Raw genomic sequence first — 15,391 nt, forward strand, 5'->3', positions numbered from 1 at the left:
GTACTTAAGATGGCAATTCGAGTATCAGGATTAGCGTCAGGAATGGATACCGAGTCGATTGTTACACAGCTCGTATCTGCATATAATGTAAAGAAAAATACATATGTAAAAGCACGGACCAAGCTTTCCTGGAAGCAGGATGCATGGAAGACATTAAATAAAAAGGTAAAGAGTCTTTACAGTAACATGACAAGCTTAAAGTACAGTTCTGCGTATAAGACCAAGATGGCGTCGGTGTCGGATACTACCAAGGCAAGTGTCAGTGCAGAGGGTACTGCTGTAAACGGAAGCTACAGCTTAAAGATTAATCAGGTGGCAAAGTCCGGTTATCTTACCGGCGGCCGGTTAGCAGCTTCTACAACCGGAGCAACCAAGCTTAGCGAGTTATTGGGTGATGACAGCTTTGCCGGTGGAAAGATTGAAGTGACATCTGCCGGAAAGACCAGCACTATTGAAGTGACAGCAGATACAACCGTAAGTAATTTTGTTTCCAAATTAAATGACGCAGGCGTAAAAGCATCTTATGATGCTACGAACCAGAGAATCTATGTAGCAGCATCCGGCACAGGAGCAGCCAATGATTTCAGCCTGTCAGGAGTAGATGACAATGGAAGCACAGCATTAAAGGCACTGGGCTTGAGGGTAGCTTCCAAGAGCAATACAGAGAATTATAAGTCATGGGCAGCGTATGATGGACAGGATATAGCGCAGATTCTTGCGGATCTGCAGAATTCAAAGGATGCAATCTCAGCAGCCAATAACAGCATTACACAGTCGCGCTCTAAGATTTCCGGTTATACAACAAAGGTAAATTATGCATCTTCCTATGAGACCATGATGAATGCATATAAGGGACTTGATAATGCAGGAGAAATCCGTGATTTGGATGAACTGGCAGCTATGTCCAAAGCTGATTTATCCAAAACATATGAATTGGATGATGATGGAAACTTTAAAAGAGATTCAGAAGGAAAGCTGATTGTAGCAGACGATACAGTCGCAGATGATAAAAAAGCAACCGGTACAGACCGCCTGAATGCCCTTGCAGCCAAAGCAGGTCTTGTTGAGAAGAAGGATGAAAATGCCGGAGAAGATGTAAAACAGGTTACCATTGCAGAATTTGCGGCGGCAAAGGCAGCAGTAGACAAGTATGACGCCCAGGCAGCTGATGACACCCTGACAGCTGATGAAAAAGCGGATATGAATGATTTCATTACCAGTGTTCAGCATGCTTATAAGGGGGCAGCAGATTCAGAATATGCATCCATAGAAGAACTTACCAATGCATACAATGATAAGATTACGAAAGAGCAGGACAGTATTACTGCCCAGAATCAGATTATCAGTGATAATAAGGCTGTTCTTGAAAAATATGCCCTGTTAGATAACGGGGAAGATCAGGCTGCATTGGAGGCACGTATTTCCTATGCGGTAAAACAGCTTGCCAATGCAGCTGACAAGACACAGTACAATACGGATGCAACCCGCATAGATGGTCAGGATGCAGAGATTTATGTAAATAATGCAAAATATACGTCATCCTCTAACTCCTTCAGCATTAACGGACTGAAGATTGAGGCGCTGGCTTCCACCGAAGGTAGCGAGATTAACGTAACGGTAAAGAATGACGTAGACGGTGTATACAAGAAAATAAAAGATTTCTTAAAAGAATATAATTCCCTGATTAATGAGATGACTTCTCTTTATAACGCAGATTCTGCCAAAGGATATGAGCCGTTGACAACGGAAGAAAAAGATGCCATGACAGATTCTGAAGTCGAGGAATGGGAGAAGAAGGTAAAGAGTGCATTGCTTCGCCGGGATGACAGTTTAGGTAATCTTTTAAATTCCATGACCAGTGCCATGTATAAGGGATATACTGTGAATGGCAAGAGTTACAGCCTTTCCAGCTTTGGTATTTCAACCCTGGGATATCTCAATGCAGATGAGAATGAGGAAAATGCTTATCATATTGATGGTGATGCAGATGATTCAGCCGTTTCTTCTAAGACCAATAAGTTAAAACAGATGTTACAGGAAGACCCGGATACAGTTACGGCATTCATGCAGCAGCTTGTTACCGGTGTATACAATGAGATTGATACCAAGATGCGCTCTAATTCTCTGAGCAGTGCAATGACTGTTTATAATGATAAGCAGATGGCAAAAGAGTATAGCAATTACACTACCACCATTAAGAAGTGGGAAGATAAGATTACTTCGATGGAAGATTCTTATTATAAGAAATTTGCGGCGATGGAAACTGCACTGGCAAAATTACAGCAGTCTACATCCTCACTGTCAGGTCTCTTAGGTTCATAAGTGCCGATAAATGTCAGTCACAGGTATAGACCGGTGATAATGTGAAAATACATGGAGGTAACACGATGACAATGAACAATGGATATGCAGCATATCAGAACAGTAAGATTATGACTGCTTCTCCGGCAGAATTGACACTGATGCTTTATGAAGGTGCCATCAAATTCTGTAATATTGCAATCATGGGAATTGAGGAGAATAATATCCAGAAAGCCCATACAAATATTGTAAAAGTAGAAAATATCATAGAAGAGTTTCAGGCAACCTTAAATCATAAGTATCCGGTTGCAAAGGACTTTGAAAATGTGTATAAGTACTTACAGGAACGTCTGGTTGAGGCAAACATGAAAAAAGATAAAGAAATTTTAGAGGAAGTACTGGTACACCTTCGCACCATGCGTGATACTTGGAAAGAGGTAATGAAGCTTGCACACAGCAAATAACAGCTATATTGAAATCTTAAAACAGAGCCTTACGAAAAAAATAGAACTGCTGGATACAATTATGGCATTAAATGTATTGCAGAAGGACATGCTGGAAAATCCGGATTTAGATCCGGATGAACTGGAAGAAAATCTGAACCGTAAGGCAGATCTGGTAGAGCAGTTATCAAAGTTAGATGACGGATTCAGTCAGATTTATGACCGGGTTCGAGCTGATTTGACAGAGAACCGAGGGGCATATTCGGAAGACATTGCTCAGATGAAGCGGGATATTACCGCAATCATGGACAAGAGCACTGCAATCCAGAGCCAGGAAAAACGCAATCAGGTATTGATGCAGCAGAAATTTACTTCCGTGAAGAAGCAGATTAAGGAAGTAAAGAAATCCAGACAGGCGGTGAATTCCTATTACAGAAATATGATGAAAATGGGAACACCGGATTCTACGTTTCTGGATAATAAGAAGTAGACTGGAAAAATTTAAAAAATTTTTCCATTTACTATAAAGTATTGAGACAACCGTCCGATATATATAACAAGTAAACAAGATATTGTTACTTAGCAGATGGATTTGAGGAGCGTACGGCCGATAAGATATCTGCAACAACAAACAAGTAGTCGCAAGGAAGCGACGTTAAATTCAAGGAGGAATTAATTATGGTAGTACAGCACAATTTACAGGCAGCAAACACAAACAGACAGTTAGGTATCACAACAAGCGCACAGGCAAAATCAACTGAGAAATTATCTTCCGGTTACAAAATCAACCGTGCAGCAGATGACGCAGCAGGACTTTCCATTTCTGAGAAAATGAGAAGCCAGATCCGTGGTCTTAACAAAGCTTCTTCAAACGCACAGGATGGTGTATCTTTAGTACAGACCGCTGAGGGTGCATTAAATGAAACACATTCTATCTTACAGCGTATGAACGAACTTGCTACACAGGCAGCTAACGGAACTAACACTTCTGTAGATAGAAGCGCTATCCGTGCTGAGTTGGATCAGTTAACATCTGAAATCAACCGTATCCAGTCTACTACACAGTTCAACACAATGAACCTGTTAGATGGTACATTCTCTGGAGCAACAAATCAGATGAAATTACAGGTAGGTGCCCTTTCCGGACAGTCTATCGACTTCTCAATTGCTAATATGTGCGCAACAAAGATTGGTCTTAAGACAACTTTAAGTGTAAGTACATTTACAAAAGCTGGTTCTTACATGAAATCAGTTCAGGATGCAATCGAAGTTGTTTCTAAACAGCGTTCCGCAATGGGTGCTATCCAGAACCGTCTGGAGCATACAATTGCCAACCTGGATACCACATCTGAGAATACCCAGTCAGCAGAATCCCGTATCCGTGATACAGATATGGCTTCTGAAATGGTTACATACAGCAAGAATAACATCCTTGCTCAGGCAGGTCAGTCTATGTTAGCACAGGCTAATCAGTCTACTCAGGGTGTATTATCCTTACTTCAGTAATCATAAGTACTCAACCATAAAAGTAAAGCTGACCCGAAAGGGTCGGCTTTATTTTTTACTTTACAGGAAATTGCTTTCCTGTAAAGTAAAAAAACGCTCCGCGAGGATGCGCACGGTGCGTATAAGCTAGATGTCGCAGGTGCGAGAATGTGCCAAGTCACATTCTTTGTTACACGGGTAGTGATAATTATTTTCTTAGTGACGAAAAGATTAGTATCATGTAGAATAGAAGAAAAGAGATAAGACGAGGTACTCTAAAGTGGAAGCAGGAAAGTATAGTCAGTTACAAGAGGAAATGAAAGCAGTAATCCGGAAGCTGTATCAGAACCAGCAGGAGGAAACTTATCCATGGATTGGTGCACATATTCAGGAGATAAAGGATAGCCTGTTAGAACAAATTACATATTATACAGAAAAAGGTGAAACCGACGTAGCAATACAGGAACAGGCAGTTACCATATTGGAGCATCTGATTCATGCATATCAGAATCATCAGATCATGGAACTGGCAGATTGCCTGAACTATGAATATGGCAGATATATGGGATGGGAGATATAATATGACGATATACGAAAAGAATATGCAGGCAATCCGGGAACACCATGTAAGACTTCATGAATATCTGGAAACGGCACAGCCGGAGCAATCAGTAGAGATACGCTATGAAGCAGCGGAAGATGAAATGCTTTATCCGATTGTGACAAAGGGCGGATTGGAATACCGGTTAAATAGTAAATATAATCCAAAGGAAGCATCCATGCAGTATGTCAGCCAGTTTGAAAAAGAAGGCTCCTACAGTGTGTTCTTTCTTTTGGGATTTGGAGACGGAAGAAGTATAGAAGCATTGGCGCAGACGCTGGATGAGACCATGACACTTATTGTATATGAACCATCCGCTGCTATTTTCCAAAAAACATTAGAGACCTTTGATTATACTGAACTTTTAAAGAAGAAAAATGTGTATTTGATAGTAGAGTCAGAGAATATGCTGCAGGATTATTTAGAATCCGGTATCAGCTTTAACAATATCCGGATGATGCGCCTTGGCATTCTTCCAAATTATGATTCTATTTATCCGAAGGAATGTAAACATATGTTAGAGACTATGATATATTTCATGAATAAGACGAAAATATATCGGAATACCATCTATAATTTCCGGGATGAGTTTGCGGCGCATGCTCTCAGTAATATGTATGATTATCTCTGGCAGACAGATACCCATTATCTGAAAGAATGTCTTGCGGAGGAGGATTTGAGTGATGTACCGGCAATTATTGTGGCGGCAGGACCATCCTTAAATAAAAATGTGCAGGAACTGAAGCGGGCGAAAGGAAAAGCATTGATTCTTGTGGTGGATGCAGCACTCCGGGCAGTAGTAAATGCCGGAATTACACCGGATTTGGGAATGACGGTAGACGCAAGAGTTGCAGACCGCTTTTTTGAAGGAATCGATATCAGCACATTTCCGTTTGTATTTGAGGCAATATCCAGAGAAGAAATCGTAAAGAGACATACCGGCAAACATTTCTATGATGAATTTCCGTGTAACATGTTTGCAAAGGCTGTAATAGAAAAGAAAGGCTATGTCTTAGATGATATTTTAACCGGAGGCTCTATTTCGACCAGCGCATTTTCACTGGTAAAGGCACTGGGCTTTAAGAAAATTGTATTTATCGGTCAGGATTTGGCTTTTACCGGAGGACAGAGCTATAACAGCGGTCTGAAGATGGATGAAAAAGAAAATGAGCAGCACCAGAAGAAACGTGTCATCGTACAGGTAAAAGGTAATGACGGAACCATGCTGGATACGGATTATCAGATGGATATGTACCGGAAATGGATTGAAAATGAAATCTTAAAATTGCCGGAGGATATTACGGTAATCAATGCAACAGAGGGTGGCGCGAAAATAGAAGGCGCAAAAGTGATGACATTAAAAGAAGTCATTGATTCCTGCACGAAAGAAATTGATTTCGAAAAATTATTGCAGGAAGTACCGTTGGCATTTTCAGAGGAAGAACGGCAGGATATTATCAATGAGATAAAGGAAGAGCCGAAGCGTCTGGAAGAAGTAAAGGAAAATATTAAGAAAGCAACGAAAGTTGCAGAGCAGTTAGAACAGGCATCCAAAGATGGAAATGTAGAGGAGCAGAAGAAACTTCTGACAGAATTTGGAAATCTCAATGAAGAAATCCAGAAAGAGCCGGTGCAGGATTTGTTACTATATTATAACAGTGAAATAGAATTTTCCATTGGGGATGATGTATTATCTGCAGATTTAACAATACCAGACTTATGCAATCGTGCAAAAGCCTGGTACAAGGGCTATGAATCTGCGGTAGACCGACTCATAGCAGATTTACATGAAAAATTTATTGACCGTCTATAACAGATAACATGGTTTTAATCCGGTGCTCAAAGGTGTGGGTCTCTAAAATTTTACCAAGGGCGTTGGCAGCAATCTGCTGACGTTCTTTTTCGTGGGAAAGATAATAGTCGGCATAAGTTTCTGCTTCCTCATAGGAAGAATAATAAATGAAATCTTCTCCCGGAACAAAGTAATTCAGAAAATCTTCCTGATAATTGGTCAGCAGGAAACCACCGCTTCCCATAATATCGAATGCCCGCAGAGGAATGCCCTTTTGGATACTGCGCAATGTAATGTTAAGATTAATATTTGAATGTTGGAAAACCAGAGGCATAATCTCATAATAGTCAATGGCTCCCATATTTTCAACTTTGGGAAGCTGCGGAGTAGGATTGTTGGTATAAAGCTTCACCTGATGCGCTGCGGAAAGCTTTTTTAGGATTGCAGTGCGGTCTAATTCTGCCAGTTTCCTGGCAAGGAAATAGTTGGCATAAATATAGCACGGTGTTTCGATGCCGTCTTCATTAGGCGCATATGGAACGGATTTTTGCATATCACTTAAGATGGTATCATTTAATAAACCTGGAATTAGAAATTCACCATATACATGCTGCTGGGCTGCGATAATTGCATCAAGGTATCCCTTCGTAAAGGCAGGAAGCTTCTGATATAGGCGGTCATAAAGCAGGTGGTCTTCGTTATAAAGCGAACCGACAAAAGAAATCTCGGAAGAGATTATATCAAGGATAGAATCTGCTGCCTGCATGGTGGAAAGTCTTTTTGCATTTGCAGCAAGCGGCAGATAGAATACCCGGTCAATGCCCCCCTGCTTTAACTCTTCGTAAATCGGATAATCGAAAAGAAAAATATAATTGGTGGGATAAGTAATCGTAAAGGAATACAAAGCCACCAGCGGACTGTCATAAACATAGGAAACATAACGGAGATTATGCCGATGGGCACAGGTGGCCAGAATCGGATAATAGTTAAAGGAAAATACAAAGTCGTAGGAAGTATTTTCTACAACGGCATCAAAAGCCGCATCATAGGCAGCACTTTTGCGGACATTATAATCCTCGTGCATAAATAAATCGGTTTCAATGTTGCAGTTATGAAATGCTTCTAACATATCTTTTTTGGCAAAAGCCGGTGAATCAAGAAATAATATTTTCATAGAGTTCCTTTCATTAAAGAGAAATCGCAGATGATAACATTTTCTGAAGCTGCTTCTCATAAGTATAATGATTTAATACTTTTTGATAGCCGTTTGCAGCAATTTCTTTCCGTTCTTTTTCATGGGAAAGATAGTATTCGCATTTAGACAGAAGGTCATCAGGACTGGTATAGATGTCTAAATCTTCTCCAATGGTAAAACATTCACTTAAATCATTCTGATAATTTGTCAGTAAGAAGCCACCGCATCCAAGAACATCAAAGACACGAAGGGGAATACCGTTCCGGATGGATTTGCAGGTCATGTTCAGATTAATTTTGCTGTGGGCAAAGACCTGAGGCATTTCTGTTAAAGTCTTAACCCGTCCACGATTGTGGACAGGAAGAGCGTCTGCATCACTTCCGGTGTATAAGTCTACTGAAAAATGGGAGCCAAGAAGGGACAAAAGGTGCTTCCGCTCATTGGCAGTTACCTTCATGCCAAGGTACTGCTGTGCAATGATATCCCGGTCAACCCGTCTGGCTTTTTCCGGCGGAATATAATAATCCGGCATACAGTCAATAAATTCTTTGACAATAGAATCCGGCAGCAATTCATTTAAAAGAAATGCACCGTAAATCTGTTCCTGTGCATCCATAATTCCATTCAGATATCCTTCGAGATAAGGGGAAGGATTCTTGATGGCATCATAAGGACATTTTTCCGTATAGAGCGATCCAACAAAGGAAATATCACTTTTATAAGAATCGGGATTGGAATCAGCAAGAACGGAATCCCAACGTTTTACATTGGTTGCCAGCGGCAGGAAAAAGGTATGAGCCGGGTTATATGGCGCAAAGTCCTGATATTGCATGGAATCAAAAAGAAAAATACGGTTCCATTCATTCGAATAGGAATCCGAATATAATTCCATGACAGGACTGTCTACGGTCCAGCAGATATAAGGAAGCTTCATGATATTACAGATTTCCGATAAAACAGGATAAAAGTTTATTGAGAAAATGCAGTCGAAGGAAGATGATAACAGTGTATCAGAAACATGCTTGATGACTGTCTGTGTGGGAATATTTTTATCGGTAATTTCAAGATTAATACAGAATACTTCATGCCCTAAATGCTTCATGGCTTCGATAATATCCGGTTCGCAAATGCTTCCATAACGGTAGAATAGTATTTTCATGATAAACTTTCCTCTTCCTTGGATATAGAGTATAATAACTATAACTATTGTAACGAAATCGGTGGAAAGAAACAAGGTTAGAATAAGGAGAAATCGTCGCAGGACGAAAAGAAAATATATGGAACAGTTTTTTGGGATTTTACAAAGAGGACTGGGGCAGCTGGATGCAACAGGGGAATATGAAGAAGGAACGCTGCGGGAGTTAAAGGAAAGCTACCAGAAATTTGATGCAGCGATGCAGCAGAATATGCTGCGCGTAATAGAACAGTCATTGGCAAAGTTTCCGATAACATTGCAGATTTACATCTGGTCATCCCTGCTGGCAGTTCTTCGGGATGAAAAAATCATTCCTTATATGGGAGAATTAACGGCAGATGACTCTTTGAATTTATGGCAGAAAGTGGAATTAATGAATCAGTTGCAGCGGACAATTTTTGCCAGTGAAATGATAAAGGATGAAGAGGCAGAATATAAGAGAAGCAGTGACGCTTATACTGCATTGATGGATGAAATCAGACAGCGGAATAAAAAGGAATTTTCCTATCTGCCGTGGGAAAAACGGAATAAAAAAATTGTTCTGATAACAAAACAGTTTATCGGAAGACAGCATGCACCGACGGAAATAACATTGCAGATGAACCGTTATTTAAAGGAACTGGGTTACGAAGTGGTATTATATGTTACCTATATGCCAAATCGGAATACAGCACCGTTGTGGTATAAGCAGTGTCTGTGGAATAATTTTATGAATACAGCCGGAGCATTTCAGGGCGAGATAGAAGGAGAGGAGATAAAGGGATATAACCTGCTCTTTACAGAAGAACATTATCCGGAACAGCTTTATGATGCGGCGGAAATGATATGGCAGGAAGCACCTGAGTGGGTGCTTGAAGTCGGTGATAAAACAATATTGGCAGATTTATGCCGGCAGTTTACCACCGTATTGACCAGAAGGTGTGTTAAGACAATTCCTGTGACCAATGCACCGATTATCGTACTGGCTTCGGATTATACCATTGCGGAAGAAAGACGATATCAGAGCTGGCTGAAACCGTACCAGCAGTTTGTGGAAGTAAAACATTCCATTGTGGGAAAAACAGTGATTGCCGAAAAAGAGAAGAAAGAAAAATATGGTATTGCAGAAGACCAATTTGTGATTTTACTGGTAGGAAACCGGCTGGTGCAGGAAGTAACAGAGGATTTTCTTAAGACGATTTATACGATGCTAGAGGAAAATCCAAAAGCAGTACTGGCGGTCATTGGAAATTGCGAGGCACTGGAAAAAAGGATAGCAGAAACATATCGGGAGCGTTTTTATTTCCTTGGATATACCGAAGAATTACAGAAAACCATGACCATAGGAGATTTGTTTTTGAACCCGCCAAGACAGGGCGGCGGTACCGGAGCCATGTATGCAATTTTACAGGAAATTCCGGTAGTGACACTGGACAACTGCGATGTGCAGGTAAATGTGGGCAAGGTATTCACCTGTGATTCTATTGAGTCGATGGTAAATCTGGTACATCAATATTGTGAAGATAAAGGATTCATGGAGAAGAAGAAGGAAGCATGCCGCAGAAAAGCAGAGGAAATTCTTGCAGTAGATGAAAAAGAAAACTATCGAAGGTTATGTGAATTTGTGGAAACTTATACAATAAGGCAGGAAAAGCAGGTACAGCATCCGGACGGGAGATAACATGGAGCATAGAATAAAAGAAGCGAAAGGGACAATTTTAATCTATAAGGGAGAACCAATCTGCTATAACATTTTAAATACATTTGCAGAGCAACTGGGAGAAGCGTTGCAGAGGCTTGGAGAAGAGGTAGAATATTTTGATGTGAAGCAGAGCGGCGAAGCAGCTCTGGCAGCTTATGCAGGAAAAACATATCAGGCGGTAATTGGCTTTCAGAGTTATCTTTTTGATATTTATCTTCCAAAGGCAGGCGTTTATTTGCATGATTTGATAAAAGGACCCAAAATAAATTTCCAGTTTGACCATCCAATCTGGATGAAGAATCATTATATCAGAATGCCGGAGCATTGTTATATTGTAACCCATGACAGAAATTATGCGGCATTTATAGAAAAGTATTATCCGAGAATTGCAGGAAGTTCCATTATCTTTCCGGGAGGTTGTGAGAAGGCAGCAGGAGAGAATGGAAAACAGGAAGCAGAGCGGAATTTGAGGGGAGCGCAGGATAAAAAGGAATATCAGATATCCTTTATTGGCACCTATACGGACTATCGGAGTTATCTGCCACTGATCAGAAATAGCCAGGGAATCATTAAAAAGATAGCAGCCCATTTTCTGTTTCGGATGAAACAGCACCCGGAAGAGACTGCGGAGAAAGCATTGGAAGAATCCTTACGAAAAGATGGAATTGTACTATCGGATGAAGAATTTTTAGAAGTATTAGATGGCGTCAAGCCAATGATTTATTGCATCATGTCCTATTACCGGGAAAAAGCAGTAAAGGTAATTTTGGAAGCAGGCATTACACTGGAAGTATTCGGGGACAGTTGGAAGAAGAGCCCGTTTGGGGATTCACCATATCTTCGTATCCATGAAGCGGTGGATATGAGAGAAAGCCTTGAAGTCATGGAAAAAAGCCTTATATCTTTTAATGTGATGGCCTGGCATAAGGATGGATTTACGGAACGGATTGCAAACAGCATGTTACAGCATAGCGTGGTACTTACCGATGAAAGCACTTATCTGAAAGAGCAGTTTACAGATGGGAAAGATATTCTCATGTACCGGTTGAATGAACTTTATAAGATTCAGGAACTGCTTGCGGATTATCTGGAAGGGGCAGGAAGAGATAACCTGCAGATGATTGCAGAGAATGCTTACAGGAAAGCAAAGGAAAATTATACCTGGGAGCAGAGCGCAAAAAAGCTTCTTGCATTTATTGATGAAATAGATGCCAAGGAAAGAAAATGCAGTGAAAAGTGAAAATACTCTTGTGAAAATGAAGGAATGAACCGATATACATTCTATAGAAAGGCGGCACAGGATGTGCCAGGGTGAAAATATCATGGAAGATAATAGAAGAGAAGAAAAAGAAGCGTTAAAAGTATTGACGGAGTACAGCCCGAAATTATTAAAATCTATGAGAAATGTAATGGAAGAATTACATGGAAATCGTCAGCCGGATACCGATGAATATCTTTTGAGCATTATCAAAGGTATGAACTGGGAAATTCAGGTCTTAAATGGAACAATGGACTATCTCAATGAAACAGGGCAGCTTATTGATAAGCAGGCAGCAAATGCTTTGTTTGTAAATTTCAGCAAAATATATCAGGAAAAAGATGATGAGAAGCTTGCAGAAGTCTTTGAGAAGGACATGATACCATTCTTTGAAAAACTGGAAGAAGTAGCCAAAGTTAAGATGAATTAAAAAACTACTGATATCGAAAGGTATCAGTGTTTTTCGTTGCAAAGCAGGAGAGAACGATGAAAATATTATTCTGGCAATGGCATTCTTTTATGGGAAAAGGAATGGAACGTGCGTTACACAGATTGAATATTGCTTATGATACCTTCTTTTATCAGATGAATGACTGGGAATCGGATGATCGGTTTGCAGAGCAGTTGGAAAAGAGGATTTCGCAGCAGGCGTATGATGCAGTGATTTCTGTAAATTTTAATCCGGTTATTTCTGATGTATGCCAGAATCATAAACTGCCTTATCGTGCGTGGGTCTATGATTCTCCGATTCATATCCGCAATGTACAGGCACTGAAGAATTCCTATACAAAAGTGTATTTTTTTGACCGTGGACAGGCAGAAGAATATCAAAGACAGGGAATCAATGCCGGCTATTTGCCACTGGCAGCAGATGTGGAAACATTTTATCCGGTTGCAGTTACAGAAGTCGATAAAAAGGAATATGGAGCAGAGATTTCACTGGTAGGAAAATTATATCAGACCGTCTATCCACAGTATATGGCACCTTTGAAAGAGTATGACAGAGGATATTTGGAAGGTGTGATTGCGGCGCAGAAAAAAGTATATGGCGGCTATTTCCTGCCGGATTTTATAACGGATGATTTGATAGAGAGAATGAATACGGCTTATCAGAAACAGTGGAATGGAGAGATTACGGTAAATCATCGTGAAATTGAATTTCTGCTGGCCAGTGAGATTACACGAAGAGAGCGGCAGGAAATATTAACACTTCTTTCCAATCATTTTGATGTAGCACTCTATTCCGGAGAACAGGATGTAGCCATACCAAAGATAAGAAAGAAGAATTATATCGATTATTATACCCAGATGCCAAAAGCATTTAAATGCTCCAAAGTGAATCTTAATATTTCGCTGAAAACAATCCGGACAGGAATTCCACTGCGTATACTTGATATTCTTGCCAGTGGCGGATTTGTGATTTCAAACTTTCAGGAAGAGTTGGCAGAGTACTTCCGGCTGGGAGAAGAAATCATCACTTATGGAGATATAGAAGAGCTTTATTATCTGGTGAATTACTATTTGCAGCATGAGGAAGAACGAAAAGAGATTGCAGCCAGAGGTTTACAGCGGGTAAAAGAAGATTTTCGATTTGAAGAACGGATGAAAGTAATACTTGAGGATTTATAACATGAGAAAAATTTCTGTATGTATCATCACGAAAAATGAATCAGAAAAATTGAAAAAGTGCCTGAAACAACTGATGGGGTATGGCTTTGAAATTGTTGTAGTAGATACCGGTTCTACGGATGATACGGTTGTCATGGCGAAAAAATATGCAGATAAAGTATGTTATTTCAGTTGGTGCAATGATTTCTCCGCAGCACGGAATTATGCATTGACTCAGGCGTCCAATGACATTGTTATGATGATAGACAGTGATGAATATTTACAGGAAATAGATACAGGCGAGCTGGAAAATTTGTTAAAGCAGCATCCTTCTATGGTAGGGCGAATCAAAAGAATTAACCGCGTTTCCGTAGGAGAGCAGGAAACAGAATACATAGAACGGATTAACCGGATATTCTCCAGACAGCAATATGAATATTCGGGCAGTATCCACGAACAGGTTACAGCAAAAAATAAAGAAGAGTATGAAACCTACCTTGCTCCGGTTGTTATCTTGCATGATGGTTATGAAGGCACCGAGGAGGAGCGGAGGAAAAAAGCAGAACGTAATCTGAAGTTATTGTTAAAAGAGTTGGAGAACCATCCGTATGATACTTATTTCATGTATCAGATTGGAAAAAGCTATTATATGGCAGAGGATTATGAAGAAGCAATCCGGTATTTTGAAAAAGCATTGGGCTATGACTTGAATCCAAAGCTGGAATATGTAATTGACATGGTAGAAAGCTATGGATACGCACTTTTGAATACCGGGCGGGTTGAAACGGCATTGCAGTTTCAAGGGATTTATGAAGAGTTTGGAGACTGCGCAGATTTCAAGTTTCTGATGGGACTTATCTATATGAATAATGAGCGTTACGAAGAAGCAGTAGCGGAGTTCTTAAAGGCAACGGAGTATAAGAGTGCACGGATGACAGGAACAAATTCTTATCTGGCATATTACAATGCAGGTGTAATCCGGGAGTGCCTCGGAGACATCGGACAGGCATTGGAATATTATCGGAAATGTGGAGATTATGCAAAAGCACAGGCGAGAATCAGGGCATGCTCAAAGGGTGAATAGATACAAAGGAGAATGAGAACTATGAAGGCTATTTTATTGGCTGCAGGACGGGGAACCAGAATAGCGAGAAATGTTGAAATGGTGCCAAAGTCAACTTTGCCGATAGATGGAGAACCATTGATTCGGCGTTCCGTAGCATTGCTTCAGAAAGCTGGAATGCAGTGTATTGTATGTACCGGATATAAAGAAGAAAAGGTAAAAGAAGCATTAGAAGGAATGGAAAAAATTACATATTGCTACAATCCTTTTTTTGATGTTACAAACAGCCTTGCAAGTCTTTGGTTTGCAAGAGAAGAGATGGATGATGATCTGATTATCATGAATGCAGATGTGTTCTTTACTGAAGAGATATTAACTGCACTGCTTAAAGATAAAAGAAGTCCGGTTATGGCAATTGACCGTTCCCGGGTGCAGGAGGGAGATTATTTTTTTAAGACGGCATGGAATGGCCGAATTGAAAAGTATGGAAAGGGACTTCCGATTGAATTGCGCAGCTGCGAATATGTAGGTATGGCAAAAGTGGAAAAGAGTTTTCTGCCGTTATTTAAAAAACGTATGGAGGAAATGATTCGAAGCCAGCAGCATAGTGCCTGGTGGGAAAATGTATTATATTCCTTTACGGATCAGAAAGAACAGGATATTTATACCGTGGATGTGGACGGTAAGTTCTGGGCAGAAATAGATTATTTTGATGATTATGAAAGAATTATAGATTATGTTGCACATACAAGAGAAAGTAGGAAATAAG

The 15,391-nt window shown here is 40.3% G+C and carries 14 protein-coding genes; 12 read left to right on the top strand and 2 right to left on the bottom strand.

Features of this window, described 5'->3' with window-relative positions; all coding sequences use genetic code 11:
* Positions 1-9 precede the first annotated feature (9 nt).
* From fliD to LKD41_RS05355, 6 genes are all read left to right on the top strand, one after another.
* A complete protein-coding gene (gene fliD / locus LKD41_RS05330; protein WP_227700627.1) occupies positions 10-2,322 on the top strand; it encodes a flagellar filament capping protein FliD in 2,313 nt (770 codons plus the stop codon).
* Positions 2,323-2,387: 65 nt separating this feature from the next.
* Positions 2,388-2,765, top strand: a complete 378-nt coding sequence (gene fliS, locus LKD41_RS05335) for a flagellar export chaperone FliS (RefSeq protein ID WP_022242367.1) — start codon at positions 2,388-2,390, stop codon at positions 2,763-2,765.
* Positions 2,749-3,234 (top strand): flagellar export chaperone FlgN, encoded by a 486-nt coding sequence (gene flgN / locus LKD41_RS05340; protein WP_227700628.1) that lies wholly within the window; start codon positions 2,749-2,751, stop codon positions 3,232-3,234. The genes fliS and flgN overlap by 17 nt, the downstream gene beginning before the upstream one ends.
* Before the next feature lie 188 nt (positions 3,235-3,422).
* Complete coding sequence (locus LKD41_RS05345; RefSeq protein ID WP_022242369.1) at positions 3,423-4,250, top strand: flagellin N-terminal helical domain-containing protein; 828 nt, start codon at positions 3,423-3,425, stop codon at positions 4,248-4,250.
* Between the two features lie 259 nt (positions 4,251-4,509).
* Positions 4,510-4,809 carry a hypothetical protein gene (locus LKD41_RS05350; RefSeq protein ID WP_022242370.1) on the top strand — a complete coding sequence of 100 codons (300 nt, stop codon included), beginning with the start codon at positions 4,510-4,512 and terminating at the stop codon, positions 4,807-4,809.
* Position 4,810: 1 nt separating this feature from the next.
* Positions 4,811-6,643, top strand: coding sequence for a motility associated factor glycosyltransferase family protein (locus LKD41_RS05355; protein ID WP_227700629.1), 1,833 nt, complete (start codon positions 4,811-4,813; stop codon positions 6,641-6,643).
* On the opposite strand, the gene LKD41_RS05360 is transcribed toward LKD41_RS05355, so the two are convergent.
* Together LKD41_RS05360 and LKD41_RS05365 are read right to left on the bottom strand one after the other, a co-directional pair.
* A complete protein-coding gene (locus LKD41_RS05360; protein WP_227700630.1) occupies positions 6,627-7,796 on the bottom strand; it encodes a CgeB family protein in 1,170 nt (389 codons plus the stop codon). The two genes, LKD41_RS05355 and LKD41_RS05360, sit on opposite strands and share 17 nt — an antisense overlap.
* A gap of 13 nt (positions 7,797-7,809) precedes the next feature.
* The gene (locus LKD41_RS05365) at positions 7,810-8,976 is read right to left on the bottom strand and encodes a CgeB family protein (RefSeq protein WP_227700631.1); all 1,167 of its coding nucleotides are present in this window, start codon (positions 8,974-8,976) and stop codon (positions 7,810-7,812) included.
* 118 nt (positions 8,977-9,094) lie between these two features.
* Here LKD41_RS05365 and LKD41_RS05370 point away from each other — a divergent pair, with 118 nt between their 5' ends.
* From LKD41_RS05370 to LKD41_RS05395, 6 genes are all read left to right on the top strand, one after another.
* Entirely contained in the window at positions 9,095-10,672 is a 1,578-nt protein-coding gene (locus tag LKD41_RS05370) for a glycosyltransferase (protein WP_227700632.1), read from the top strand.
* Position 10,673: 1 nt separating this feature from the next.
* Positions 10,674-11,933: a glycosyltransferase family protein gene (locus tag LKD41_RS05375; protein WP_227700633.1), complete on the top strand. Its 1,260-nt coding sequence runs from the start codon at positions 10,674-10,676 to the stop codon at positions 11,931-11,933.
* An 82-nt stretch (positions 11,934-12,015) separates the two neighbouring features.
* Positions 12,016-12,381 carry a molecular chaperone gene (locus LKD41_RS05380; protein WP_227700634.1) on the top strand — a complete coding sequence of 122 codons (366 nt, stop codon included), beginning with the start codon at positions 12,016-12,018 and terminating at the stop codon, positions 12,379-12,381.
* A 56-nt stretch (positions 12,382-12,437) separates the two neighbouring features.
* Positions 12,438-13,580: a CgeB family protein gene (locus LKD41_RS05385; RefSeq protein WP_227700635.1), complete on the top strand. Its 1,143-nt coding sequence runs from the start codon at positions 12,438-12,440 to the stop codon at positions 13,578-13,580.
* A 1-nt stretch (position 13,581) separates the two neighbouring features.
* Positions 13,582-14,643 (top strand): glycosyltransferase, encoded by a 1,062-nt coding sequence (locus LKD41_RS05390; protein ID WP_227700636.1) that lies wholly within the window; start codon positions 13,582-13,584, stop codon positions 14,641-14,643.
* Between the two features lie 21 nt (positions 14,644-14,664).
* Entirely contained in the window at positions 14,665-15,390 is a 726-nt protein-coding gene (locus tag LKD41_RS05395; protein ID WP_117841480.1) for a phosphocholine cytidylyltransferase family protein, read from the top strand.
* Position 15,391 lies beyond the last annotated feature (1 nt).

This window comes from Roseburia sp. CLA-AA-H209 (assembly GCF_020687575.1).
GTDB lineage: Bacteria > Bacillota > Clostridia > Lachnospirales > Lachnospiraceae > Roseburia_C > Roseburia_C amylophila.